Source organism: Pseudonocardia sp. DR1-2 (assembly GCF_023717215.1).
Classification (GTDB): Bacteria; Actinomycetota; Actinomycetes; order Mycobacteriales; family Pseudonocardiaceae; genus Pseudonocardia; species Pseudonocardia alni.
In genome coordinates this window covers 501,923-525,679 of the sequence record NZ_JAMQOF010000002.1, presented here as the reverse complement: position 1 = coordinate 525,679, position 23,757 = coordinate 501,923, and the positions used below count along the sequence as shown (strand labels likewise).

The following is a 23,757-nucleotide window of genomic DNA, read 5'->3' as shown; positions in this document are numbered from 1 at the left end:
GAGCCCGAACGCCGTGAGCGCCCTGCCGACCGCCACCGTGGTCGTCTGCGTCTACACCGAGAAGCGCTGGTTCGACATCAAGGCCGCCGTCGACTCGGTCCTCGACCAGGACGTGACCCCGCTGGAGACGATCGTCGTCGTCGACCACAACGAGCGCCTGCGCGAGCGGGCCGAACGCGAGTTCGGGCCGCTCGGGGTGGTCGTCGTCGCGAACGACAAGAAGCAGGGCCTGTCGGGCGCCCGCAACACCGCGGTCGAGCTGGCCTCCGGTGAGGTCGTCGTCTTCCTCGACGACGACGCCGCGGCCCGCCCCGGCTGGCTGCACGCACTCCTCGCCCCGTACGAGGACCCGGACGTCATCGGCGTCGGCGGGGTCGCGCACCCGAAGTGGCCCGACGGGCGTCCGCGGACGCTGCCCGGTGCCGCCCCCGGGGACCCGAACGCCACCGGTGAGCTCGACTGGGTCGTCGGCTGCACCTACACCGGCCAGCCCACCGAGCGCGCCGAGATGCGCAACCTCATGGGCTGCAACATGTCCCTGCGCGCCGAGGTGTTCACCCGCGTCGGCGGGTTCGCCGAGGACATGGGCCGGATCGGCAAGAACCCGCTGGGCTGCGAGGAGACCGAGCTCTGCATCCGGGCCCGGCAGGCCTACGTCGCCGACGGCCGGAACCCGCGCATCCTGTTCGAGCCGCGCGCCGCCGTCGACCACCGGGTGTCCGACGACCGCGTCTCCTGGCGCTACCTGCTGCGCCGCGGCTGGGCCGAGGGCATCTCCAAGGCCGCCGTGTCCAAGGTCGTCGGGACCGGGGACTCGCTGTCCACCGAGAGCAGCTACACGATGAAGGTGCTGCCCGCGGGCGTCATCCGCGAGGCGAAGGAGCGCAACGCCGCCTCCGCCGCCGCGATCGTCGCCTGCTTCGGCGTCACCGCTGCCGGCTACGTCCGCGGCCGGCTGCCCGGCGCGACCGCCCACGTGCGGCTGCCCGCGGGCCGGAACACCGGTGCCTGACCGGACCACCGCCCCGGAGACCCCGCACCCGCACGACACCCGGATCCGCTCCTACGTCCACCAGCGCGTCCGGCTCTCCGAGGGCCAGCAGTCCGCCTGGGACCGGCTGTGGTCCACGTGGGGTTCCGAGGTCGACGACGTCGTGGCGTCCGGGGTGTGGGACCCGACGGCGACGTTCGGCCGGACCGCGCCGCTCGTGCTGGAGATCGGCTCCGGCATGGGCGAGACGACGGCGGCGCTCGCGACGGCCGAGCCGGGGATCGACCACGTGGCCGTGGAGGTCTTCGAGCCCGGACTGGCCCAGCTGCTCATGCGGATCGAGCAGGGCGGCCTGACCAACCAGCGGCTGCTGCGCGGCGACGCCGTCGAGCTCCTGGCCCGGGCCGTCCCGCCGGCGTCGCTGGACGGGCTGCGGATCTTCTTCCCCGACCCGTGGCCCAAGCGGCGCCACCACAAGCGCCGGTTGATCCAGCCGGAGTTCGCCGCGCTGGCGGCGTCACGGCTGCGCCCGGGCGGGCTGCTGCACCTGGCCACCGACTGGCCGCACTACGCCGAGCAGATGCGCCGGGTGGTCTCCGCGGAGCCGTCGCTGCGCCCGGACGACCGCTTCCCGCTCCGTCCGGACGGCTGGCAGGACCGCCCGTCGTGGCGTCCGGTCACCAAGTTCGAGGACCGGGCCCGGCTGGAGGGACGACCGGTTCGTGACCTGCTGTACGTCGCCGACCACGCCCCCGGCACCGGTGACACACGGAGAGTGACCGACTACGGTCGGGAGTACCCCCGACCCGGATCCCCACCCGAGTGACCCCCGAAGGACGCCCGTGACGACGGTGGAGCACGGCAAGAACTCGCACCCCGCTCCCGCGGCACCGAAGCGGCCGGTCGACCGACCGCCCGGCTTCCGGCCGAGCCCGACGCCCCGCCCGATGACGGGCCCGACGCCGGGCGCCCCGTCGGGTCCGGGTCAGGGGCCCGGCCCGGTGTCCGGCGAGTCCGGCGCGGAGCGGTCCGGCCGGTCGGTGTCGATGGTCCCGCTGGTCGGTCCGGTCGAGGGCCCCGTGCAGGCCACCACCGCCGTGGCGCGGCCCGGGGTGGAGACGACGACCGTCGTCGACCGGTCGCGGGTGCGGCAGGCTCCGCCACGGGAGCAGGGACCGGGCGGGTCCGGGCCGCTGCGGGACCAGCAGGCCACGGCCGAGCGGGCCACGGTCGCGACGCCGCTGCCGGAGCGCGCGACCGTCGCGACCCCGGTCCCGGGAACAGCCCAGGCCCCCGGGAGCACCCCCGGCTCCGGCACCACCCCGGCCCCGGGATCGCAGCGGCCTGCCGCGGGCAGCCGCGAGCACGTCCTCAACCGGGTCGACGGCCCGGGCGCCGCGACCGCGGTCGTCCGCGTCGCGCCCCCGGCGGAGACCCGCGTCGCGCCCCCGGCGGAGACCCGCACCGCACCGCCGGTGGAGGGCCGTGGCGCGCCGTCGGCCGGGAGCCGTGTCGCGCCCCCGGCCGAGGCCACCGGTGGCTGCCCGGTCACCGGGCACGGACGCTTCGGCGGACACCCGCCGCCCCCCGGCGTCGCCGACGAGCGGGACCCCGCCCCGGTCGACCCGGCTGTGGCCGAGGAGTTCCTGCGCCAGGTGTACGCCGAGACCGAGCCGGGCGTCCCGCTGCCGGAGCGGCTGCGCCAGGTCCGCGCCGAGATCGACCGGGTCGGCACCTACACCCACACCACGCACGAGCTGGTCTTCGGCACCCGGGTGGCCTGGCGGAACTCCGCGCGCTGCATCGGGCGCCTGTACTGGCAGTCGCTGCAGGTCCGCGACCTGCGCCACCTGCACGACCCGGCCGACATCGCGCAGGAGAGCGTCGGGCACCTGCGCGCCGCCACCCGCGGCGGGAAGATCCGTTCGACGATGACGGTGTTCGCGCCGGACGCCCCGGGGCGTCCCGGCCCGCGGATCCGCAACGACCAGCTCGTCCGCTACGCCGGGCACCGCAACCCCGACGGCACCGTCACCGGGGACCCGGGGCAGGCCGACTTCACCGACCACGTCGTCGGGATGGGGTGGCCGCGACCGCAGCCGGCGGGCCGGTTCGACGTGCTGCCGCTGCTGATCACCGGCCCGGACGGGCGGTCCCGGCTGTTCGACGTCCCGCCGGACGCCGTGCACGAGGTCCCGCTGCGCCACCCCGAGCACCCCTGGTTCGCCCGGCTCGGGCTGCGCTGGCACTCGGTGCCCGCCATCAGCAACATGCCGCTGGAGATCGGCGGGGTCGTGTACCCGGCCGCCCCGTTCAACGGCTGGTACCTCGACACCGAGGTCGGCGCCCGCAACCTCGCCGACACCGACCGCTACGACCTGCTGCCCGAGATCGCGAAGCGGCTCGGGCTCGACACCCGGTCGGTGCGCACGATGTGGCGGGACCGGGCGATGGTCGAGCTGGTCCGCGCGGTCACCTACTCCTTCGACGCCGACGGCGTCACCATGGCCGACCACCACAGCGAGGCCGAGCGGTTCATGACCTTCCTGGCGAAGGAGGAGGCCGCGGGACGGCGCTGCCCGGCCGACTGGAGCTGGATCGTCCCGCCGATGTCGGGCTCGCAGACCCCGGTCTTCCACCGCTACTACGACGAGCCCGACCCGGATCTGCGGCCGGCGTTCCTGGAGCCGCACGGACTGCGGCCCCGCGACGACCAGGGCTGACGGCCGGTCAGGGTCGAGGGCCGGTCAGGGCCGGGCGGTGACCGGGCTCAGGCCCGGCACCTGCCGGGTGCGGCCCCGGAACTCGGCGACGACCGTCCCGTCGGCGGCGCGGACGGTGACGTCGTAGAGCCCGGACCGGCCGCTCGTGGCCCGTTCGACCGCCTCGGCGGTGAGGACGTCGCCCTCGCGCGCCGGGCGCAGGAACGCGATGTCCGCGCCGCTGGCCAGGGCGGAGACGCCGTGGGAGTTGCTGGCGTAGGCCATCGCGGTGTCGGCGAACAGGAACAGGTAGCCGCCGTGGCAGACCCCGTGCCCGTTGACCTGGTCGGGACGGACGGTCATGGTCGCCGTCGCCCGTCCGGGGGTGACCGCGACGACGTCGACGCCCGCTGCACGGCTCGCCCGATCGCCGTCGCGCATGATCGCGGCGGTCCGGGTGGCGAGCTGCTCCGGCCCGGTCGGTGGGTTCTCCATGGGGACAGTCTCACCCGCGTGGGCGCCGGGCCGGGCGGGCGGGGCGACGGCGGCTAGGCTCCCCGGCATGAGCAGCGGGACGGGGCAACACGGACGCGGCGTTCCGACGGGCCCGCAGGAGCGCGTGCTGCTGGTGTGGGACGCGCCCAACATGGACATGAGCCTCGGTTCGCTGCTCGGCGCCCGCCCCACCTCGGCCTACCGTCCGCGGTTCGACGCCGTCGGCCGCTGGCTGCTCGACCTCGCCGGCCCCGAGGCCGAGGCCGAGGCGTGCGTGTTCACCAACGTCGCCCCGGGCAGCATCGACATCGTCCGGCCCTGGGTCGAGGCCCTGCGCAACGTGGGTTTCGCCGTCTTCGCCAAGCCGAAGACCAGCGAGGACTCCGACGTCGACGACGACATGCTCGCCCACATCGGCATGCGGTCGGCCGAGGGCAGGCTGCGCCACGTCGTCGTCGCCTCGGGGGACGGGCGGGCGTTCCGGGAGCCGCTGGAGAAGCTCATCGAGGTCGGCACCGACGTCACGGTGATCGGCTTCCGCGAGTACGCCGGGTTCGCGCTGGCCTCGGAGACGCTGTCGTTCCTCGACCTCGAGGACATCGACGGCGTGTTCCGCGAGCCGCTGCCGCGCGTCTCGCTGGAGACCCTGCCCGACGAGGGCGCCTGGCTGCCGCCGTTCCGGTCGCTGCGCTCGCTGCTCGACCGCCGCTGACATGGCGGTCCTCCAGCGGCTCACCGCCCCGGTCGCGCTGCCCTGCACGCCCGGCTTCCCGGTCGTGCGCGACGCGGTCCTCGACGTCGACGACACCGGCCGGATCGCGTTCTTCGGCACGGCCTCCGACGCGCCGGCGACCGACGCCGTGGTGCGGCCGCTGCCCGGGCTGCTCATGCCCGGCATGGTCAACACGCACTGCCACACCCCCATGTCGCTGCTGCGCGGGATGGGCGGCGACCTGCCGCTGATGCCGTGGCTGACCGAGGTCATGTGGCCCGCGGAGGGCCTGCTGACCGAACAGGACGTGCACGCCGGGATGCTCGCGGGCTGCCTGGACCTGCTGCGGACCGGCTGCACCACCAGCGTCGAGATGTACTTCTTCACCGACGCCCTGGCCGACGCCGTCCGCACCGCGGGCTCGCGGGCCGTGCTCACCCCGGGGATCATCGCCGCGCCCGGCTGGGACCGGCTCGGGACCTGGGAGCAGATGCGCGACGACGTCTCCGCCCGGATCGACGCCCGCGGCGTGATCCCCGACGACGACGGCCGGATCGAGCTCGGCTACGGCCCGCACTCGGCCTACACGCTGCCGCCCGGCGCCCTGGAGTCGGTCGCCGCGGCCGCCCGCGAGCGCGGCGCGCTGGTGCACACCCACGTCGCGGAGTCCCGCGGCGAGGACGCCCACGTGCGCGAGGCCCACGGCTCCGTCCCGGCGATGCTCGACGCCGGCGGCGCGCTCGGCGGGCGGGTGCTCGCCGCGCACTCGGTGCACCTGTCCGACGACGACATCGCCGTCTACGCCCGGCACGGCGTCGCCGTCGCGCACTGTCCCGGCTCGAACGCGAAGCTCGCGGCGGGCACCGCCCGGCTGCTGGACCTGCGCCGGGCCGGGGTCCGGGTGGGGCTGGGCACCGACGGTCCCGCCTCCTGCGACGACCTGGACCTCTGGCACCAGGCGCGGCTCGCCGGGCTGATGGCGCGGGTCGGGGCCGACGACGCCGCCGCCCTCACCGCCGCCGACGTGCTGCTCATGGGCACCGCGGACGCCGCGCACGCGATCGGCCGCGACGACCTCGGCGCGCTGGAGGCCGGGCGGCGGGCGGACGTGGTGCACGTCGACACCGACGACTCCGCGTTCGTCGCGCCGTCGGACGACGCGCAGCTCGTGTCTAACCTGGTGTGGGCGGGCGGCTCCCGCCTGGTCCACGACGTGTGGGTGGGCGGCGAGCAGGTCATCGACGCCGGTGAGCCGACCCGGGCCGACCGCCGGGCGTCGCTCGCCGCGGTGCGGTCGATCTCGGCGCGGCTGCGCGGGCAGGTCTGAGCGCTCCCGCGCCCGTCAGCGGCCGAGTACGGCCGCGAGGTGCGGGTCGGTGAAGCGGCGATCGGGGTCGAACCGGTCGCGGACGGCGCGGAACGCCTCCCAGCCCGGGTAGGCGACGGCGAGCTCGTCCGGCCCCCAGGCGTGCCGGGTGGTCCAGCAGGGCCGCCCGTCGGCGTCCTCGCAGACCGCGCCCGCGAGCCGGCGGACCGGCTCCTCCGCCGGTCCGCGGGTCCGCAGCCGCAGGTAGGCGGTGTCGCGGCCGGACGCCGGGTGCAGCAGACCGGTCTCGGCCCGTCCGGTGCGCACCCGCACGGGACGCAGCTCCCGCCCCCGCGCGGCGACGGCCGCCCCCAGCTCGCGCAGGACCGTCCCGAGCGCGGCACGCGGCACGGCCCACTCGGACAGGTCCGGGTCCCACGGCTGCGGGTCCGGCAGGACCTCGTGCGGCGGCCCGGCCGTGCCGGGCGCCCAGCGCTGCGGCGGCGGCCAGCCGGACCGCAGTCCCACCCCGGAGGACCACCACGACGACGCCAGCCGCGACACCGCCTGTCCCCAGCCGGCGCGCTCGACCGGACCGGTCGCCTCGGGCTCCGGCTCGGCCCAGCGCAGCACCGCGGACCCGGCGTGCACCGACGGGCTGATCGCGATGTCGCACTCGGTCCAGGCGTGCTCGCCGAGCAGGTCCTCGCCGAGCACCTCGTCGATGCCGACGGCGCGCTCGTGCACCTGCAGCCGCGTGAGCGGGACGGTGCGGAGCTCCAGCGCGGTCGCGACGCCCAGTGCGCCGAGCCCGCAGCGGGCGGCGTCGAGGTCGGTTCCGGTGACGTCGCGGACGGTGCCGCGACCGTCGACCAGCCGGACGGCACGGACCTGGTCGGACAGGGAGCCCTCCGCGGGGGCGCCGCCGTACATGCCCAGCCCGGTGGCGCCGCCGATGGTGGCGCGCGGCGCGTCGGGCACGGTGGCCAGCGCCCGGCCGGCGGCGGCGAGGGCGACGCAGAGGTCCGCGACGGTCTCCCCGGCCCGCACCCGCACGGTGTCCTCGCCGATCTCGACGACGCCGGTCAGCGCGGACACGTCGAGCAGCACGTCCTCGGTCCGGGCGAGGGGGCCCGGGGCGCGGCCACCGGCGCCGGTGGGGCGGACGGTGGCGCCCCGTTCCGCGGCCCGTCGCACGGCCGTCACGACGCCGGCCTCGTCGAGCGGGCGGTCGGTGCGCCGGGGGCCGGTCGCAGCGGGATCGGTGCTCATCCCTCGCAGGGTAGAACGCCGGGGGTCACCGTGCGGAACGATTCGAGCACGCGTCGCGGCGCGTCGTACGGCCGTCCGGTGGGACGGCGGTGAACGTGGTGACGGGTGTGCCGGACGGGACGGCGAAAGCTGCGGCGAATGCCCTCTTGTGACCCGGACGGCCGCCCGATACGGTCACACTCCGTGGCGATCATGTCGCCACGCGAGTCCGGGACGAGGGTGTCCCGTACTCGGCCCCGTCGTACTGCCCGGAACCGCGCTCCCCACGGCTCCGGTCGGCTCCGACGGCGTCACCGGCGTCGCGCGCGCCACGCCGGTGGCCTCCGCACGCGCGAGGGCCGGGTGCGGTGGTCGGCTCCCTCCGACCACCGCCCCGGCCCTCGCCTTGCGTGCTGACGACCCAGCTCCCCAGCCGGTCGTCACCTCATCCCGCGGTCCCAAGGTGTGTCCGCGGGATGTCCTGGTGCGTCCTCGGCGCTCCCGGTCCCCACCGGTCCTGCCGTGCGGCCGTACGCCCGTGGCGTGCGGCTACTCCCCGGGACGCTCCGGGGGTGTCGTGGTTGCCTCGCGTACCGATCCGGTCCCGAAAGGGTGCCGAACGGCCGTACCGCGCTGCCCGTGCCGGCGGAGCGACCGGGCCGGACGCCCGTCCGATCGCCCGGACGCCGATCAGGCCGTGCGGGTCAGCCGGTGCCGCCCGGCACCGCCCAGCAGGTGGGCGATCGCGGCCCGGTCCGCGGCACGCTCGGCGTCGCGACGGCGGCGCAGCATCACCATGGCGGCGTCGCCCGGTGCGTTCCAGGCGCCGTCACCCTGCTCCTGCGGCGTGTGGCCGAGCGGCTGCGCCGGGACCGGCGCGGCCTCGGCGTGGAACGCGGCGACCGTGTCCCCGTTCGGCCGGACCGCGCCACCGCGGCGGGTCGTGCGGACGGTGCCGCGGTGGACGCGGCGCACGGCGTTGCCGGCGCTCCCGCTCCGCCGGCCGTCCCGCCAGCCCCCGACGGTGAGGGCGTGGAAGATCGGGGTCTCCTCCTGGATCTCGTCGTGCGACTCGTGCCGGCCGGGGAACGGCCAGCTCTCCTGCGCGGCGCGTCGCGCCCGGATCGACGACTCGAGGCCACCCGCAGCGCTGTCGAACTCGTACACCCGCCGTACCTCCTGCTCGCCTGACATGTGGGGACCCACGGCCTGGTCCGTATCGCGTACATCTCGTACCGCCGTTCGGCCCACTCACCCGGTCAACGGGTGACACCCGAGAGGGGAAACGGGGGTGACAGTTCTGGTTCCGAGGTCCCCTCGTACGAGTGGCGTGACCGGTCCGGGACTCTCCGTGTTGTCTACGGAGAGTGGTCATTCGGACTCCTCCTGGAGCAGTCGGTGACGTCGGTTCGGAGTCCGGCCCGCCGGAAGTCCTCCGCGACAGGTCCTCGCATCGGCTCCGGCGATCACGATCCGGCACGTCGAGACCACCATGCGGCGGTGCGTGACCACATCGCCACCCCTTCGTGCCGGTCCGGCCCGCGGGGTGTCGACTACACGGGTGTAGTTCGACGGAGCGTCACGAACACCCGTCGGGACTGCTCCGTCCGTTCCGGCGCTGGGCCGTCCGGGGTGCAGTGCTCGGGAGCCGGGCCGTCAGCGTCGCGTGCACCGCGCCACCCCGGCCGATCCGCCGTACCGTCGTCTCATGACGGAGCGGACCGGGCGGCCCGCCGCTCCTGCCGGGAGCGGCATCCCGCGCCCACGGCACGACGACGACCCTGCCCTCGACGACACCGCCGACCACCACCACCGCGCCGCCACCTCCGGCGGGCGGACCGGGCCGCACGTCGCGGACCCCGTGGCGCGGGCCGCCGGGGCGCGTCCCCGCCCGTCACCGCGGGCGGAGATCCCGCGCCCGCTGCGGATCGCCTCCGAGGCCTGCGCCCGGATGCTCGTCCTCGCCGCCGGGTTCGCGCTGCTCGTCTTCCTCGTGATCGAGCTGCGGGTCGTGGTCGTCCCGGTGGCGATCGCGGTGCTGCTGTCCGCGCTGCTCGCCCCGCTGGTCCGGTGGCTGCACGAGCGGCGGGTGCCCCGCGGCATCGCGACGGCGCTGGTGATGGTCGGCGGTCTGGCCGCGCTCGGGGGGCTGCTGACCGCCGTCGTCAGCACCCTGGTCGACGGCACGTCCCAGGTGGTCGCGGAGGTCACCGACAACGTCGGCTCGCTGCAGGGGCTCGCCGACGCGACGCCGTTCCGGATCGACGTCGGCGTGCTCGGCGACCAGGTGCTGCAGGCGGTGCGCGACAACCAGCAGACGCTGACCTCCGGCGCGGTGACGACCGCCGCGACCGTCGGGGAGATCCTCGCCGGGTTCGCGCTCTGCCTGTTCGCGTTGATCTTCATGCTCCACGACGGCCGCCGCATCTGGGGGTTCGTCCGGCTGCTCGCCCCGCGGGCCCGGCGCTCGCGGGTCGACGTCGCCGCCCGCCGGGCGTTCGCCTCGCTCGTCGGCTACGTACGGGCGACGGTGCTGGTCGCGATCGTCGACGCCCTCGGGATCGGCCTGGGCCTGTGGGCGACAGGGGTGCCGTTCGTGCTGCCGCTGGCCGCGCTGGTGTTCCTCGGTGCGTTCGTGCCGATCATCGGGGCGGTGCTGACCGGCGCCGTCGCGGTGCTGGTCGCGCTGGCCACCGAGGGACCGGTGACCGCGCTGATCGTGCTCGGTGTCGTGCTGGCGGTGCAGCAGCTGGAGAGCCACGTGCTCCAGCCGGTGCTGATGGGCCGGGCCGTCCGGCTGCACCCGCTGGCGGTCGCGCTCGGCGTCGCGGTCGGAGTGGTCCTCGCCGGGATCGCCGGCGCGCTGCTCGCCGTCCCGCTGCTGGCCGTACTGACCGCCGCGGTGCGGTCGCTGGTCGCGTCGCGCGAGGTCGCGCCGCGGGCGGTGGACCCGCTGCGCCCGCGCGAGGCGAATCCGCCGCCCGCCCTGCCGGGCTGAGCGCACGCCCTGCCGCGCAGTGCCTGCGGTGGGACGATCGCGCCGTGCGTTATCTCGTGACGGGTGCGACCGGCTACATCGGTGGGCGGCTCGCGCCCCGGCTGCTGGGCCACGGTCCCGAGCCCGACCTCGTCCCGGACCCGTCCACGGGCCCGGTCCACGTGCGCTGCCTGGTCCGCAACCCGGACAAGCTCGCCGACGTGCCGTGGGCCGCCGACGCCGAGATCGTGCAGGGCGACCTGCTGGACCCGGACAGCGTCCGCGCGGCCTGCGAGGACGTCGACGTCGTCTACTTCCTCGTGCACTCGCTGTCGGACTCCGACTTCGCCGCCACCGACCGGCGGGCCGCGCTGATCCTCGGGGAGGCGGCGCGCGCGGCCGGGGTGAAGCGGATCGTCTACCTGGGTGGTCTGCACCCGGACACCGGAGCGGGGAAGCTCTCGGCCCACCTGGCGTCGCGGGTGGAGGTGGGGGAGACCCTGCTGCGCTCCGGGGTGCCGACGGTCGTGCTGCAGGCCGCGGTGATTCTCGGTTCCGGCTCGGCCAGCTTCGAGATGCTGCGCTACCTGACCCAGCGGCTCCCGCTGATGGTCACCCCGCGCTGGGTGCACAACCGGATCCAGCCGATCGCGGTGCGCGACGTGCTGCGCTACCTGATCCGGGTCGCGGAGATCGACGCGCCGGCCGCCGAGCTGAACCGGACCTTCGACATCGGCGGCCCCGAGGTCCTCACCTACTACGAGATGATGCAGCGCTACGCCCGCGTCGCCGGCCTGTCCCGGCGCCGGGTGCTGCCGGTGCCGGTGCTGTCGCCGTCGCTGTCCGCGCACTGGATCAACGTCGTCACGCCCGTCCCGAAGTCGATCGCGAAGCCGCTGATCGAGTCCCTGGTGCACGAGGTCGTCTGCTCCGAGGACGACATCAAGAACCGCATCCCCGACCCGCCGGGCGGGCTGATCGGCTACGACCGCGCCGTCGAGCTGGCCCTGTCCCGCATCACCGACGGCGAGGTCGAGACCCGCTGGTCGGGCGCGACCGTGGCGAACGTGCCGTCCGACCCGCTGCCCAGTGATCCGGAGTGGGCCGGCGGCGACGTCTACCTCGACGAGCGCGAGCAGGCCTGCGCCGCCACCCCGGAACGGCTGTGGACGGTCGTCGAGGGCATCGGCGGGGAGCGTGGCTGGTACTCGTTCCCGCTGGCCTGGTCGGTGCGCGGCTGGATGGACCGCGCGGTCGGCGGCGTCGGGCTGTCCCGCGGCCGTCGCGACCCGCACGACCTGCGCACCGGCGACGCGCTGGACTGGTGGCGGGTGGAGCGGATGGTCGAGCCCGGCGGGGCCCGCCCGGCCGGCAGCGACCGCGACCCGGAGGAGGGGCTGCTGCGGCTGCGCGCGGAGATGAAGGTGCCCGGCCGGGCCTGGCTGGAGATGTCGGTGCGCCCGCGTCCGGGCGGGTCGACCTACCACCAGCGGGCGGTGTTCATCCCGCACGGCCTCCCCGGCTACCTGTACTGGTGGTCGGTCGCGCCGTTCCACGGGATCGTCTTCGGCGGGATGGTCCGCAACATCACCCGCACCGCCGAGCGCGACGGTGACGTCCCCGCCCCGGCGAGCCGCCGTCCGGCATGGCTGCGGTCCCGGTCGCACCGCGACCGGGCGGCCTGACCGCCTCCGGGTCGGCGCTCCCCCGACCACGGTGGCCCGGGCGGCGGCGTCAGCCGCGGTCGGGGCCCGAGAGGGCGGCGATCAGCACGGCGGACTCGCGCTCGGACACCGAGCGCGCGAAGTGCAGGAGCACGGCCTCGGTGTCGCCGGGGCCGTCGAGCAGGTCGCGCAGGGCGCGCGCGGTCTCCTCCTCGCGGCTCGCGGCCGGCGTGTAGAGGTAGGCGCGGCCGTCCAGCTCGCGCTGCACCCAGCCCTTGCGGTGCAGGTTGTCGAGCACCGTCATGACGGTCGTGTACGCCAGCGGACGGGCCGGGGCCAGGCGGGCGCGGACGTCGCGCACCCGGCACGGACCCGCGTCGCCCCACAGCACGTCCATCACGGCGGCCTCGAGCTCACCGAGTCGACCACGCATGTTGCCTCCCGGACCCGAGGGTAACCGCAACCCCCCATGCTCCCCCGGTCGGTGGGCCGTCGGATCAGAAGCCGGACAGTGCGTGCACGGGCTCCACCGCACGCGGTCCCGGGCCGAGCACCACCCAGCGCCCACCCGCGGCCTCCACCCGGGGCAGCGCGGCGCGGACCTCGTCGAGGAGCTCGGGCAGGAACAGCAGGACACGGTCCGGGCGCAGACCGGCGAGCTCGGCGGGGGACACGACGGGCACGTCGCTGCCCGGCATGCGGCGGCCCTGCTTGGCCGGCGAGGCGTCCCCGACGGCGGCCAGCAGCGACGCGTCCAGCCCGGCGCGGCACACCAGGGGCACCGCGCGGGACGCCGCGCCGTAGGCGGCGACGGTGCGTCCCGCCGCCCGCTCGGCGACCAGCCAGTCGCGCAGCAGGTGGGTGTCGTCGGCGGCCGTCTGCAGCCGGGCGAACCCGGACGGCTCGGTGACGGCGAGGGCGCGTTCCTCGTCGACGAGGCGGCGGGTCTCGGCGTCGGGCTCGGCGCCGGCCCGGGCGGTGACCAGCACGGTCCCGCCGGACAGCGGGTACCACCACGCCCGGTGCACGCCCAGGCCGTGCCGGCGCAGTGCGGTGTCCAGGGCCGGCAGCGACCAGTAGCCGTAGTGGCCGTGGCGCAGGTCGAACCACTGGCCGTCACGCAGCACGGTGCCCAGCGACAGCAGCTGGAGCGCGAGCGTGCCGCCGGGTGCGAGCAGCGCGACCCGCCGGGCGAGCGCATCGGCCTGGTCGGGCTCGTGCAGCAGCCCGTAGAAGTCGACGACGAGGTCGGCCCGCCCGGTCGCGGACACCGCGTCCGTGTCGAGCGCGGTCATGCCGCGCCCGGTCAGCCGCGGGAGCCACGAGCCGCCGTGCGGGCTGCCGAACTCCGCGACCCGGCCGCCCGGGCGGACCAGCCCGGCGCGGGCGAGCCGGCCGACCGAGCGGTCGCTCTGGTCGGCCATCGCCCGCGGTTCGACGCCGTGCAGCTCCTCGGCCACCGCGGCATCGGTCTGCAGCTGGGCGAGACCGCAGCCGGCGCACAGCCACATGCGCAGCGGGGCCGCCGGGTCGGGCAGCGGGGCGTCCCGGGCGGGCATCCGGTCCCACGGCGGCTGCTCGCCCAGATCGAGCACGACCGTGCCCGTGGCACCGCCACAGGCACGGCACCGGGTACCCGGCGTCGGGTCGTCGGTCATGCGCCACCCCTTCGTCGCATCAGTACTAGGTCCGATAGTAGATACGGGGGCTGAAAGCCCGCTGTGCGCCCGATCGGAGCAACGTGGACTTGCGCAGCGTCACCAGGACCGGGGCCGCTCGTTGTCGTCTCCGGTACCCCAACCGCAGCCCACCGCGCGCCCGTCGCACGCGGTGACCGGACCCGAGGAGGTCGAGTGGACGTCGTACGGACCGTGGTGCCCGGCGCGCTGCTGCTCGACCCGACCGTCGCCGACACGTCCGGCCCGGACCTCACCGCCTTCACCGTGCGACGACGGCGCCGCCCGGCCCGCGACGCCGTGCTCGGCCTGTTCGGCCATCCCGGCGACGCGGTGCTGCTCGGCGTCCCCCGCGGCAGCGGTTACGCCGTCGTCATCGACGCCCGGCCGGACGCCGACACCTTCGGCCGGCTCGCCGTCGCGCTGCTCGAGGGCCCGCAGCGACTGCTCGTCCCGCCGGGCTGCCTCTACGGCGTCCAGTCCGTCGCGAGCGGGACCGTCGTCGAGCTGCGCAGCGCCACCCGGCTCCCGCGCCGGGAACGCTTCGACGTCCACCCCGACGACCCGGACCTCGCGGTCCGCTGGCTCCGCCCCCGGCCGGCCCGGACACCGGGCACGGCACGCTCCTGGGCCGCGCTGACCGCCCGCCTCGGGGCCCCCGCGGGCCCCCGCCGGGACCGCGTCTCCCTCTGGTGACCCCGGGCGCCGTCCCCGGTGTGAGGACGGGCGCATGTGAGCCGGTCGGCCCGGTCGGCCAGATCACGAATCGGTCACGTAACGTCGGTACCAGGCCGGATCGACGACGCCCCGCGCCGGACGGCGGCACGACCGTGTCCGCCGGGACGTGGACACGAGGGGTTGCCGAGGTGCTGAGCGAGCGCGAGAACCGTCGACTGCACGAGATCGAGGTGCAGCTGCGACTGACCGACCCGCGACTGGTCCGCCGGTTCTCCGCACTGAACGCCGCACTGCACGCACCGGCCCGCCACGGCGGACGGCTGCTCGCCGGGTTCGCCCGCGACCGGCGCACCGTGCACGGCTCCGGCCCGTTCCCGACGGTACTGCTGGGAGCCGCACTGGTCGTGCTGCTGCTCGGCGCCGTACTGGTGAGCGTGCCGGTCGTCGTCGCGGGGATCCTCATCGCCGGCCTCGCCCTGGCCGTCGCGGCCACCACCGGACCGCAGGCGCACCCCGGAACCGCCTGACCCGGCACCCCGCACCGCGCGGTGCCGCCCCGGACCGGCGCCGCACGGCGACCGGTGCCGCCCCAGACGGACGGCGTGGCCGTGGCGCGCGACCGGCGGCCTCAGCCGTGGGCGAGGTCGGAGAACCGGCTGTAGTGCAGCTGGTGGGCGACGGTGATCGTCGTGGTCGGCCCGTTACGGTGCTTGGCCAGGATCAGGTCGGCCTCACCGGCGCGCGGGTCGTCCTGCTCGAACGCGTCGGGGCGGTGCAGCAGCACCACCATGTCCGCGTCCTGCTCGATCGAGCCGGACTCACGCAGGTCGGACAGCATCGGCCGCTTGTCGGTGCGCTGCTCGGGACCACGGTTCAGCTGGCTCATCGCCACCACCGGGACCTCGAGCTCCTTGGCCAGCAGCTTGATCTGCCGGGAGAACTCCGAGACCTCCTGCTGACGGGACTCGACCTTGCGGCCCGAGGTCATCAGCTGCAGGTAGTCCAGGATGATCAGCTTCAGGTCGTAGCGCTGCTTCATCCGGCGCGCCTTGGCCCGGATCTCCATCAGCGTCAGGTTCGGCGAGTCGTCGATGTAGAGCGGCGCTTCGGAGATCTCCGACATCCGCCGCGCCATCCGCGTCCAGTCCTCGTCCGACATCCGGCCGGCGCGCATGTCGGCCAGCCGGATCCGGGCCTCCGCGGACAGCAGACGCATGACAATCTCGGACTTGCTCATCTCCAGTGAGAAGAACGCGCTGGTCATGCCGTTCTTGATGGAGCAGGAGCGGGCGAAGTCCAGACCCAGGGTCGACTTGCCCAGACCCGGCCGGGCCGCGACGACGACCATCTGGCCCGGGTGCAGACCGTTGGTGACCTGGTCGAGGTCGGCGAAGCCGGTCGGCACCCCCGTGGACTGGCCGCCCCGGGAGGCGATCGCGTCGATCTCGTCCATCGTGGGCTGCAGGAGCTCCTCCAGCACCGTGTAGTCCTCGGTGGTGGTGCGCTCGGTGACCTCGTAGACCGCGGCTTGGGCCCGGTCCACCGCGTCGTCGACGTCGCCGCCGTCGGCACCGTGGTAGCCGAGCTGCACGATCCGGGTGCCGGCCTCGACCAGCCGCCGCAGGACCGCCTTCTCGCCGACGATCTCGGCGTAGTACGCCGCGTTCGCCGCGGTCGGCACGGTCGCGATGAGGGTGTGCAGGTAGGGCGCGCCGCCGAGGCGGACGAGCTCACCGCGCCGCTGCAGCTCCGCCGAGACCGTCACCGCGTCCGCGGGCTCGCCACGGCTGTAGAGGTCCAGGATCGTCTCGTAGACGGTCTGGTGGGCGGGCCGGTAGAAGTCCTCCGGCTGCAGGACCTCCACGACGTCGGCGATCGCGTCCTTGCTCAGCAGCATGCCGCCGAGCACCGACTGCTCGGCCGTGAGGTCCTGCGGGGGCTGACGGTCGAACGTGGCGCCCTCGCCGGGTCCGGAGGCCTTCTCGCCGTCACGGACCGCACGGGGCTTGTTGCCGGGACGATCGTCCGTCAGAGCCATACGCAGCGTCACCCCCGGTGGACACAGTACCGAACGCACGTTCGACGCGCGAGTGGTACGTGCTGCCACCCGCGACCGTCGTCGGTGATCTGCCGGCCGGCGCGGTGCCCGACGGACCGCGGCGGGCGCGGTCCGGGGAGCAAGGCGCTCGCGTACCGGTACGGCCGACACTAGGTCGGCCGCGGGCCCGTGGCGAACCGGCCTGGTGATCGAACTGGGGATGAACTGTGCACGGATGCCGCCCGTCCCGGGACCGTGCTGGGGACAACCTGGGGACAGGGGAGCGGAACGGGCCGTCTGCGCAGGTCAGAGGCATACTCACAGCTGTGGACAACTTTGCTCTGGCGTGTCGTCGCACACCGCGTACGGGCGTGTCGGAGCGCCCGGCGGACCGCTCGCCGCCCGGCGCGTCCACAGGCCCGCCCGACGAGTGGATCGTCACCGCACGGCGTGTCGGCTGCGTGACAAGACATCCGGTGTGGGGTCGTCCGATCGGTGTCGATCGTCCATCCGGGACTGCGCACCGTGTGCACGACGCCCGTCCGGCCGGCCCGGACACGCGAAAGGGCGGTGCCCGGAGCACATGGCTCCGGACACCGCCCTGTTCACGCTCGGTGGTCGAACGACCACCGGACCGCTCAGCTCGCGACGACCGCGATCGGCAGCTCGGTGGTGACCTCCGGGTGCAGGCGGACCTGCACCTGGTGCTTGCCCAGGGTCTTGAGGTGACCCGGGACGTCGATGCTGCGCTTGTCCAGCAGCGGGCCGCCGGCCGCCTTGACGGCGTCGACGACCTGGGCCGGCGTGATCGAGCCGAACAGACGGCCGGTGTCGCCGGCCTTGGCCGGGACGGTCACGTTGATGTTGCGCAGCTGCGAGTCGACCTGCTGGGCGTGGCCCAGGTCGCGGATCTCGCGGGACTTCTGGGCCCGGCGGATCTGCTCGACCTGCTTCTCGGCGCCACGGGTGGCGACGACCGCGAGCTTGCGCGGCAGCAGGTAGTTGCGGCCGTAGCCGTCCTTGACCTCGACGATGTCACCCGGGGCACCCAGGTTCGGGACGTCGGCGTTGAGGATGAGCTTCATGTGTCTCCCCTTCCTCAGCGAGCGGTCGAGGTGTACGGCAGCAGGGCGACCTCACGGGAGTTCTTCACCGCGACGGCGACGTCCCGCTGGTGCTGCCGGCAGTTGCCGGAGACCCGACGGGCACGGATCTTGCCGCGGTCGGAGATGAACTTCCGCAGCAGACCGGTGTCCTTGTAGTCGATCAGCTGGGCCTTGTCCTTGCAGAAAGCGCAGACCTTCTTCTTCGGCTTGCGCACGATGGCCTTGGCCATGGTGGTGCTCCTGGAGATCGTCCTCCGCCCGTCACGGGCGGAGAGGTACGTGGATCAGAAGGGGGGCTCGTCGTCGGACGCGGCGCCACTGCCCGCGGGCGGGGCCGAACCCCAGGGGTCGTCATAGCCGCCGCCGGAGTTGCCTCCACCGCCGGAACCGCCGCCCTGTCGGGCGCCACCGCCACCGCCGCCGTCGTAGCCACCGCCGCCACCGAAGCCACCGGAACCTCCGCCCCGGTTGACCTTGTTGACCTTGGCGGTCGCGTAGCGCAGGGACGGGCCGACCTCGTCGACCTCCATCTCCACGACGGTGCGCTTCTCGCCTTCCTTGGTCTCGAACGACCGCTGGCGCAGGCGACCCTGGACCACGACGCGCGCGCCGCGGGTCAGGGACTCGGCGACGTTCTCCGCCGCCTGGCGCCAGATGTTGCAGCGCAGGAAGAGCGCCTCGCCGTCCTTCCACTCGCCGGACTGGCGGTCGAAGGTGCGCGGGGTGGACGCCACGGTGAAGTTGGCGACCGCGGCGCCGGACGGGGTGAACCGCAGCTCGGGATCCGCCGTCAGGTTGCCCACGACGGTGATGACGGTCTCGCCGGCCATGACGGCTCCAATCAGCCGGCGGCGGGCGCCGGCGTGCGGGTGACGTCCTTGCGCAGGACCTTGGTGCGCAGCACGGACTCGTTCAGACCCAGCTGGCGGTCCAGCTCGGTGACGGTGGCCGGCTCAGCGGTGATGTCGAGGACCGCGTAGATGGCCTCGCCCTGCTTCTTGATCTCGTAGGCCAGGCGGCGCTTGCCCCAGACCTCGATCTTCTCGACCGATCCGCCGTCGTTCTTCACGACGGTGAGGAACTGCTCCAGGGACGGCTGCACAGTGCGCTCGTCCAGGCCGCCGTCGAGGATGACCATGACCTCGTAATGACGCATGAGAACCACTCACCTCCTATGGACTCGAAACGGTCACGGCCCGGACGGCCGTGACAGGAGGTTCTCAGTGCACCCCGACAGTTTCCGGCGGATGCGCGGGAGCTGCGGGGATGCCGGTACAGGCTAGCAACGGCCGTTCCGGCCCCGACCTGCGGGTACGCGGTTCCCCGGATCGCCGGGACGGGTCCGGGCCGTGCCCGCGGAGACGCCGGCCGACGGACGGCTGTCCTTCGTCGCCGGCACCGGGGCCCGTCCTCGACGAGCCGCTCGGTGCCGTCACCGCCGCCCGACCGGCGGCCCACGGCTGTCGGGGGTCCTCGCTACCGTGCCCGTATGCAGATCGGAGCACACGTCCGCGACGCCGAGGACCCTCTGGCCGCGGCCGCCGAGGTCGGCGCCGAGGTGATCCAGCTGTTCCTGTCCGACCCGCAGGGCTGGAAGAAGCCGCCGCCGCACCCACGGGCGGCGGAGCTGGCCGCGTCGGACGTCGCGGTGGTGGTGCACGCGCCCTACACCGCGAACGTCGCGTCCACGAACAACCGGATCCGCATCCCGAGCCGCAAGATCGTGCAGCAGCACCTGGCCGGGGCCGCCGAGGTCGGCGCGTTCGGCCTGGTCGTGCACGGCGGCCACGTCACGAAGGACGACGACCCGGCCGTCGGGATCGACAACTGGCGCAAGTTCGTCGAGCGCCAGGCCGGGGAGCACGGCTTCGACGTGCCCGTCCTGATCGAGAACACCGCGGGCGGGGACAACGCCATGGCCCGCCGGTTCGACGCGCTGGGCCGGCTGTGGGACGCGGTGGGCGAGTTCGGCGTCGGGTTCTGCCTGGACACCTGTCACGCCTTCGCCGGCGGCGAGGAGCTGGCCGGGATCGTCGAGCGGGTCCGGGGGATCACCGGGCGGATCGACCTGATCCACCTGAACAACTCGCGCGACGCGTTCGACTCCGCCCGCGACCGGCACGCCAACATCGACGACGGGACGATCCCGCCGGACGAGCTGGCCGCCGTCGTCGCGGCGGCGGGGGCACCGGTCGTGGTGGAGACCCCGGCCGAGGGGCAGGCCCGCGACATCGCGTTCCTGCGCGAGCACACCTGAGGCGGCCTCAGGCGGTACCGGCGAACCAGCCGGACGGCGTGAGCCCCGCCCCGACCTGCAGCCGCGGGGCGTACTGGTCGAAGTAGACCCGGGCGGTGAGCTCGCGCCTGCTGCGGACCCCGACCTTCGCGAATACCGACTTGAGGTGGTCCTGCACGGTCCACGCGGACAGGTGCAGGACGCGGGCGATCTCCGCGGTGTCCGCGCCGCGCAGCACCAGGCCGACGACGTCGCGCTCACGCGGGGTCAGCCCGAACGCCGCGGTGACCAGCGGGACGATCTCCGGCGGGCGGGCCTCCTCGATCGTCACGACGACCTGCCCCGAGGCCCCGTCCGGCCCGGCCAGCGGCGACGCGTGCGCCACCACCCAGTGCCCGGAGCGTGTCCGCAGCCGGGTCCGCGGCAGCTGCACCAGGTGCCCGGCGGCGTAGCGGCGGGCCGCCCGGATCAGCCCGAGCAGCGGGAACGGGAGCGCCCCGTCGGTGTCCCCGCCGAGGTCGGCCAGCCGCTCGGCGACGCCGGGTCCGCCGTGGGTGACCGCGCCGTCCCGCCCGACGACGAGCACCGCCGGGCCGTCCGCGCCGCCGGGGCCGTCGGCGACCGCACCCGCGACGAGCCCGGCCCGCATCCCGCGGCCGAACAGCCGTCCGACGTCGGCGGCGTACTCCTGCTCGGCGGGGCTGAAGCCGCGCCCGTCGTCGCGGAACAGGGCGACGAAGCCCCAGTGCGCGCCGTCGGCGGCCGCGGTGAAGCGCAGCTCGTCACCGAAGCCGTAGACGGGGGAGAAGAACTCGTCGAAGCGACGCAGCCGGCTCAGGTCCCCGTCGGTCTCGGCGAGCGCCGTGGTCACCCCGCCGGGCCTGCGGAACACGTCGAAGGAGTTGTAGAGGTCGACGACCTCGTACTCGTGGCGGGCCCAGAGGTCGTCGTGCTCGTCGGTGAGGTCGGCCTTGACCACGCCGGTGACGAGCTCGGTCGCCGGGTCGACGGTGGCCAGCCAGGCCGCCGAGAACGGCAGCGACGACCGCAGCAGGTCCAGTGCGGTCAGTCCGAAGGTGGGCGCGTCCAGGCCGGCCGACGCCAGGGCGGCGAGGCGTTCACGGACGCGCGCCGGGGCGGCAGCGGGCACCTCCCGAGTGTCCGGATCCCCGCCGACGACCTCCATCGTCAGAATTGGGGAGGTGACGACATCCGTGCTGGTCGGAACGGGTGTCCCAGATTTCTGGGGTGTCGGTCGCCCAGCCCCGGGGGATGGGCCGGCGGCCCCGTGGGGCGGAGGGTCGGTGGCACCGAACGACCCTGATGAACGGAGCCCCGGTCATGACCTCGTCCTCCCTCGCCCGTCCCCTCGCCGAGCTCGCGGCCGCCGTCGCCGGGCCGGTGCTCGGCCCGTCCGACCCCGGCTGGGAGCAGGAGGTCGGCGGGTTCAACCTCGCGCACGTCCCGACACCGGCGGTCGTGGTCGGCGCCACCGGGGAGCACGACGTCGCGGCCGCCGTCCGGTGGGCCGCCGCGCAGGGGATGCGGGTGGCCGTGCAGGCCACCGGGCACGGGCTGACCGGCGACCTCGACGACGTCGTGCTGGTCTCCACCCGCCGCATGACCGAGCTCGCCGTCGACCCGGTCGCCCGGCGGGCCCGGGTGGGCGCCGGCGTGCGCTGGCGCGCGGTGCTCGACGCCGCCGCCCCGCACGGCCTCGCCCCGCTCTGCGGGTCGAGCTCGGGCGTCGGGGTCGTCGGCTACACCACCGGCGGGGGCCTCGGGCCGCTCGGCCGTCGGCACGGGTTCGCCGCCGACCACGTGACCCGGTTCGGCGTCGTGACCGCCGACGGCGTCGCCCGGACCGTCGACGCCGGATCGGACCCCGACCTGTTCTGGGCGGTGCGCGGCGGCCGGGAGAGCTTCGGCGTCGTCACGTGGATGGAGTTCGAGCTGGTCGAGCAGCCGCGGTTCCACGGCGGCGGGATCTTCTTCGACGGCGGCGACGCACCCCGGCTGCTGCACGCCTGGCGGGAGTGGGCGCCGGGGCTGGGGGAGGACACGTCGACCTCGGTCGCGCTGCTCGCGCTCCCGCCGGACCCGGCGCTGCCGGCGGAGCTGCGGGGCCGGTTCGTCGTGCACCTGCGGTTCGCCCACCTCGGCCCGGCCGACGAGGGCGAGGCGCTGCTCGCGCCGATGCGGGCGGTCGCCGCCCCGCTGCTCGACGGCGTCGGGGAGCTGCCGTGGGCGGCCGTCGACGCCGTCCACTCCGACCCGACCGACCCGATGCCGGTCTGGGACCGCGGAGCCGTCCTGGACTCGCTGCCCGCGGACGCGGTCGACGCGGTCCTCGCCGAGGCGGGACCGGACAGCTCGTCGCCGCTGGTCCTGGTGGAGCTGCGGCTGCTCGGCGGGGTGCTCTCCCGGCCGGCGGCGGTGCCGAACGCGGTCGCCGGGCGGCACGGCGCCGTCTCCCTGTACTGCCTCGGCGTGCCCGCGGGTCCGGAGGCCGCCGTGCAGGTCCCGGCCCGGGCCGCCGCGCTGCTCGACGCCGTCGCCCCGTGGACCCGCGGCGGTCTGGTCAACCTGGCCGGTCAGGCGGCGCCGGACACCGTCGCCGGGTACTGGGACGACGACACCCGGCTCCGGCTGGCCGCGCTGAAGCGCCGCGTCGACCCGGAGGGCGTGTTCGGCGGTCCCGTCCGCGTCTGAGACCCGGTCCGGGATTCGTCAGCGCCAGGCGAAGACCGGCTGCTCCAGGTGCGCGACGCGGGTCGCGCGCCCGTGCAGGACGACCTCGCGGAACTGGTGGAGCACCGCACCGGTGGGGGCGTGGACGTAGCGGTCGAACAGCGGCACCTGGATCACCGGGGCGTCGGACTCGGGGATCGTGAGGAACCGGGGCTCGTGGTCGATCTCGGCCAGCGGCGGGCGGTGCAGCTCGGCGACCTCGTCCGGGTTGGGCGTCGGCTCGCCCGCGCCGCCGGCCCACAGCACGACCGGGGTGATGACGTAGCCGGAACGGGTCGGGTAGTCGTCGAGCAGACCGAGCACGCGGTCCGGGCCGAGCTCGAGCCCGATCTCCTCGGACACCTCGCGGCGCCCCGCCTGCTCGGCGGTCTCACCCGGGTCGAGCCGCCCGCCCGGAAGGGCCCACTGCCCGGAGTGCGCCCGCAGCGACCGGGCGCGCCGGGTCAGGACGAACGCGACCTCGTCGGCGAGACGGCCGTCGCCGGTGGCACCGGGGACCGGCAGCAGCGTCAGGGTGACGGCGGCGGCCCGCTTCCCCTCCCGGTCCGCCTCCGACGCGGTGCGGCGCTCGGCCGGGGGGAGCGTCGTCAGCGCCGCCTCGACACGCTCCCGCAGCTGGCGCTGCACCGGTTCCGGGACCACCACGTCGTCGGCCATGCCCTGATCGTCGCACCCGCCCGGGCGCCGCACAGGCTCCGTCGCCGCCGCACACGTCACATCCTGTGCGGCGCCACCACACCCTGTGCGGCGCAGGGCTCGTGGCGCAGGGCGACCGGTGACCGGCACCAGGCTGTCGGCGTCCGGCCCTGCGGTCGTCGGCGCCCGGGCGCGACTGTCGGCGGGCACCGCGGGCGGCGGGCACCGCGGGCGGCGGGCACCGCGGGCGGCGGGCACCGCGGGCGGCGGGCGCGACGGGCGGCGGGCGCGACGGCGTCGTCGCACCGGTGCGCGCCGCACGGGATGTCCACGACGCCTGCCGTCGCACCCCGGACGGGGTCGTCGCACCCGCCGCAGGGGGTGCGACGACGGCACGGGGGGTGCAACGACGTCACCAGGGGTGCGACGACCGCCGGGGGACGGCGACCGCGGGGGTGTCCCGACCGCAAGGGGTGCCGCAACCGCCCGGGGTGCGGCGGCCGGTGGGGGACGGCAGCCGCCCGGGAGTGCAGCGAAC

General features: G+C 75.2%; 23 protein-coding genes. 11 read left to right on the top strand and 12 right to left on the bottom strand.

Translation table 11 applies throughout. From position 1 onward, the window contains the following. Window positions 1-13 precede the first annotated feature (13 nt). The 3 genes from ND486_RS07300 to ND486_RS07290 all read left to right on the top strand — a co-directional run bounded on the left by ND486_RS07300 (window position 14) and on the right by ND486_RS07290 (window position 3,714). Entirely contained in the window at window positions 14-1,012 is a 999-nt protein-coding gene (locus tag ND486_RS07300) for a glycosyltransferase family 2 protein (protein ID WP_202417942.1), read from the top strand. Further along, on the top strand, window positions 1,005-1,817 hold the full coding sequence (gene trmB, locus ND486_RS07295) for a tRNA (guanosine(46)-N7)-methyltransferase TrmB (RefSeq protein WP_251783339.1): 813 nt from the start codon (window positions 1,005-1,007) through the stop codon (window positions 1,815-1,817). The genes ND486_RS07300 and trmB overlap by 8 nt, the downstream gene beginning before the upstream one ends. A gap of 805 nt (window positions 1,818-2,622) precedes the next feature. Further along, on the top strand, window positions 2,623-3,714 hold the full coding sequence (locus ND486_RS07290) for a nitric oxide synthase oxygenase (protein WP_308215826.1): 1,092 nt from the start codon (window positions 2,623-2,625) through the stop codon (window positions 3,712-3,714). 24 nt (window positions 3,715-3,738) lie between these two features. Here the strand turns inward: ND486_RS07290 and paaI are convergent, their stop codons facing one another. Further along, the gene (paaI, locus tag ND486_RS07285; protein WP_251783338.1) at window positions 3,739-4,188 is read right to left on the bottom strand and encodes a hydroxyphenylacetyl-CoA thioesterase PaaI; all 450 of its coding nucleotides are present in this window, start codon (window positions 4,186-4,188) and stop codon (window positions 3,739-3,741) included. Between the two features lie 67 nt (window positions 4,189-4,255). Between paaI and ND486_RS07280 the strand changes: the two genes are divergently transcribed. Together ND486_RS07280 and ND486_RS07275 are read left to right on the top strand one after the other, a co-directional pair. Then, window positions 4,256-4,900, top strand: coding sequence for an NYN domain-containing protein (locus tag ND486_RS07280; RefSeq protein ID WP_073576110.1), 645 nt, complete (start codon window positions 4,256-4,258; stop codon window positions 4,898-4,900). 1 nt (window position 4,901) lies between these two features. Continuing rightward, a complete protein-coding gene (locus tag ND486_RS07275) occupies window positions 4,902-6,227 on the top strand; it encodes an amidohydrolase family protein (protein ID WP_179761503.1) in 1,326 nt (441 codons plus the stop codon). Between the two features lie 15 nt (window positions 6,228-6,242). On the opposite strand, the gene ND486_RS07270 is transcribed toward ND486_RS07275, so the two are convergent. Together ND486_RS07270 and ND486_RS07265 are read right to left on the bottom strand one after the other, a co-directional pair. Next, a complete protein-coding gene (locus ND486_RS07270) occupies window positions 6,243-7,478 on the bottom strand; it encodes a D-arabinono-1,4-lactone oxidase (protein ID WP_251783337.1) in 1,236 nt (411 codons plus the stop codon). A 669-nt stretch (window positions 7,479-8,147) separates the two neighbouring features. Beyond that, entirely contained in the window at window positions 8,148-8,624 is a 477-nt protein-coding gene (locus ND486_RS07265) for a hypothetical protein (protein ID WP_251783336.1), read from the bottom strand. Window positions 8,625-9,165: 541 nt separating this feature from the next. Here ND486_RS07265 and ND486_RS07260 point away from each other — a divergent pair. Next, a complete protein-coding gene (locus ND486_RS07260) occupies window positions 9,166-10,455 on the top strand; it encodes an AI-2E family transporter (protein ID WP_251783335.1) in 1,290 nt (429 codons plus the stop codon). Window positions 10,456-10,499: 44 nt separating this feature from the next. After that, a complete protein-coding gene (locus ND486_RS07255; RefSeq protein WP_251783334.1) occupies window positions 10,500-12,119 on the top strand; it encodes an SDR family oxidoreductase in 1,620 nt (539 codons plus the stop codon). A 49-nt stretch (window positions 12,120-12,168) separates the two neighbouring features. On the opposite strand, the gene ND486_RS07250 is transcribed toward ND486_RS07255, so the two are convergent. Together ND486_RS07250 and ND486_RS07245 are read right to left on the bottom strand one after the other, a co-directional pair. Continuing rightward, window positions 12,169-12,531, bottom strand: a complete 363-nt coding sequence (locus ND486_RS07250; RefSeq protein WP_251783333.1) for a BlaI/MecI/CopY family transcriptional regulator — start codon at window positions 12,529-12,531, stop codon at window positions 12,169-12,171. 64 nt (window positions 12,532-12,595) lie between these two features. Then, window positions 12,596-13,756 carry a class I SAM-dependent methyltransferase gene (locus ND486_RS07245; RefSeq protein ID WP_251783332.1) on the bottom strand — a complete coding sequence of 387 codons (1,161 nt, stop codon included), beginning with the start codon at window positions 13,754-13,756 and terminating at the stop codon, window positions 12,596-12,598. Window positions 13,757-13,951: 195 nt separating this feature from the next. Here ND486_RS07245 and ND486_RS07240 point away from each other — a divergent pair, with 195 nt between their 5' ends. Beyond that, entirely contained in the window at window positions 13,952-14,470 is a 519-nt protein-coding gene (locus ND486_RS07240) for a dTDP-4-dehydrorhamnose 3,5-epimerase family protein (RefSeq protein WP_224401060.1), read from the top strand. Between the two features lie 170 nt (window positions 14,471-14,640). Then, window positions 14,641-14,979: a DUF3040 domain-containing protein gene (locus ND486_RS07235; RefSeq protein ID WP_251783331.1), complete on the top strand. Its 339-nt coding sequence runs from the start codon at window positions 14,641-14,643 to the stop codon at window positions 14,977-14,979. Between the two features lie 101 nt (window positions 14,980-15,080). Here ND486_RS07235 and dnaB read toward each other — a convergent pair whose 3' ends face one another. From dnaB to rpsF, 5 genes are all read right to left on the bottom strand, one after another. Continuing rightward, window positions 15,081-16,490, bottom strand: coding sequence for a replicative DNA helicase (gene dnaB, locus ND486_RS07230; protein WP_062403954.1), 1,410 nt, complete (start codon window positions 16,488-16,490; stop codon window positions 15,081-15,083). Window positions 16,491-17,128: 638 nt separating this feature from the next. Continuing rightward, complete coding sequence (rplI, locus tag ND486_RS07225; RefSeq protein ID WP_208822723.1) at window positions 17,129-17,575, bottom strand: 50S ribosomal protein L9; 447 nt, start codon at window positions 17,573-17,575, stop codon at window positions 17,129-17,131. A 14-nt stretch (window positions 17,576-17,589) separates the two neighbouring features. Next, on the bottom strand, window positions 17,590-17,826 hold the full coding sequence (rpsR, locus tag ND486_RS07220; RefSeq protein ID WP_020623471.1) for a 30S ribosomal protein S18: 237 nt from the start codon (window positions 17,824-17,826) through the stop codon (window positions 17,590-17,592). Window positions 17,827-17,880: 54 nt separating this feature from the next. Further along, window positions 17,881-18,426, bottom strand: a complete 546-nt coding sequence (locus ND486_RS07215; protein ID WP_251783330.1) for a single-stranded DNA-binding protein — start codon at window positions 18,424-18,426, stop codon at window positions 17,881-17,883. Window positions 18,427-18,437: 11 nt separating this feature from the next. Next, entirely contained in the window at window positions 18,438-18,752 is a 315-nt protein-coding gene (rpsF, locus tag ND486_RS07210) for a 30S ribosomal protein S6 (RefSeq protein ID WP_062398960.1), read from the bottom strand. A 333-nt stretch (window positions 18,753-19,085) separates the two neighbouring features. Here rpsF and ND486_RS07205 point away from each other — a divergent pair, with 333 nt between their 5' ends. Further along, a complete protein-coding gene (locus tag ND486_RS07205) occupies window positions 19,086-19,853 on the top strand; it encodes a deoxyribonuclease IV (protein WP_062398963.1) in 768 nt (255 codons plus the stop codon). Window positions 19,854-19,860: 7 nt separating this feature from the next. Here the strand turns inward: ND486_RS07205 and ND486_RS07200 are convergent, their stop codons facing one another. Further along, a complete protein-coding gene (locus ND486_RS07200) occupies window positions 19,861-20,982 on the bottom strand; it encodes a helix-turn-helix transcriptional regulator (RefSeq protein ID WP_251783329.1) in 1,122 nt (373 codons plus the stop codon). A 191-nt stretch (window positions 20,983-21,173) separates the two neighbouring features. On the opposite strand from ND486_RS07200, the gene ND486_RS07195 reads away from it, so the two are divergent. Continuing rightward, on the top strand, window positions 21,174-22,544 hold the full coding sequence (locus tag ND486_RS07195; protein ID WP_251783328.1) for an FAD-binding oxidoreductase: 1,371 nt from the start codon (window positions 21,174-21,176) through the stop codon (window positions 22,542-22,544). Window positions 22,545-22,562: 18 nt separating this feature from the next. Here the strand turns inward: ND486_RS07195 and ND486_RS07190 are convergent, their stop codons facing one another. Then, complete coding sequence (locus ND486_RS07190) at window positions 22,563-23,240, bottom strand: CoA pyrophosphatase (protein ID WP_251783327.1); 678 nt, start codon at window positions 23,238-23,240, stop codon at window positions 22,563-22,565. Window positions 23,241-23,757 lie beyond the last annotated feature (517 nt).

Bases quoted from the DNA above. Each gene is read 5' to 3' on its own strand.
- paaI (WP_251783338.1), bottom strand. From the start codon at position 4,188: ATGGAGAACCCACCGACCGGGCCGGAGCAGCTCGCCACCCGGACCGCC.
- ND486_RS07280 (WP_073576110.1), top strand. From the start codon at position 4,256: ATGAGCAGCGGGACGGGGCAACACGGACGCGGCGTTCCGACGGGCCCG.
- ND486_RS07275 (WP_179761503.1), top strand. From the start codon at position 4,902: ATGGCGGTCCTCCAGCGGCTCACCGCCCCGGTCGCGCTGCCCTGCACG.
- ND486_RS07270 (WP_251783337.1), bottom strand. From the start codon at position 7,478: ATGAGCACCGATCCCGCTGCGACCGGCCCCCGGCGCACCGACCGCCCG.
- ND486_RS07260 (WP_251783335.1), top strand. From the start codon at position 9,166: ATGACGGAGCGGACCGGGCGGCCCGCCGCTCCTGCCGGGAGCGGCATC.
- ND486_RS07250 (WP_251783333.1), bottom strand. From the start codon at position 12,531: ATGCGTGGTCGACTCGGTGAGCTCGAGGCCGCCGTGATGGACGTGCTG.
- ND486_RS07245 (WP_251783332.1), bottom strand. From the start codon at position 13,756: ATGACCGACGACCCGACGCCGGGTACCCGGTGCCGTGCCTGTGGCGGT.
- dnaB (WP_062403954.1), bottom strand. From the start codon at position 16,490: ATGGCTCTGACGGACGATCGTCCCGGCAACAAGCCCCGTGCGGTCCGT.
- rplI (WP_208822723.1), bottom strand. From the start codon at position 17,575: ATGAAGCTCATCCTCAACGCCGACGTCCCGAACCTGGGTGCCCCGGGT.
- rpsR (WP_020623471.1), bottom strand. From the start codon at position 17,826: ATGGCCAAGGCCATCGTGCGCAAGCCGAAGAAGAAGGTCTGCGCTTTC.
- ND486_RS07215 (WP_251783330.1), bottom strand. From the start codon at position 18,426: ATGGCCGGCGAGACCGTCATCACCGTCGTGGGCAACCTGACGGCGGAT.
- rpsF (WP_062398960.1), bottom strand. From the start codon at position 18,752: ATGCGTCATTACGAGGTCATGGTCATCCTCGACGGCGGCCTGGACGAG.
- ND486_RS07205 (WP_062398963.1), top strand. From the start codon at position 19,086: ATGCAGATCGGAGCACACGTCCGCGACGCCGAGGACCCTCTGGCCGCG.
- ND486_RS07195 (WP_251783328.1), top strand. From the start codon at position 21,174: ATGACCTCGTCCTCCCTCGCCCGTCCCCTCGCCGAGCTCGCGGCCGCC.
- ND486_RS07190 (WP_251783327.1), bottom strand. From the start codon at position 23,240: ATGGCCGACGACGTGGTGGTCCCGGAACCGGTGCAGCGCCAGCTGCGG.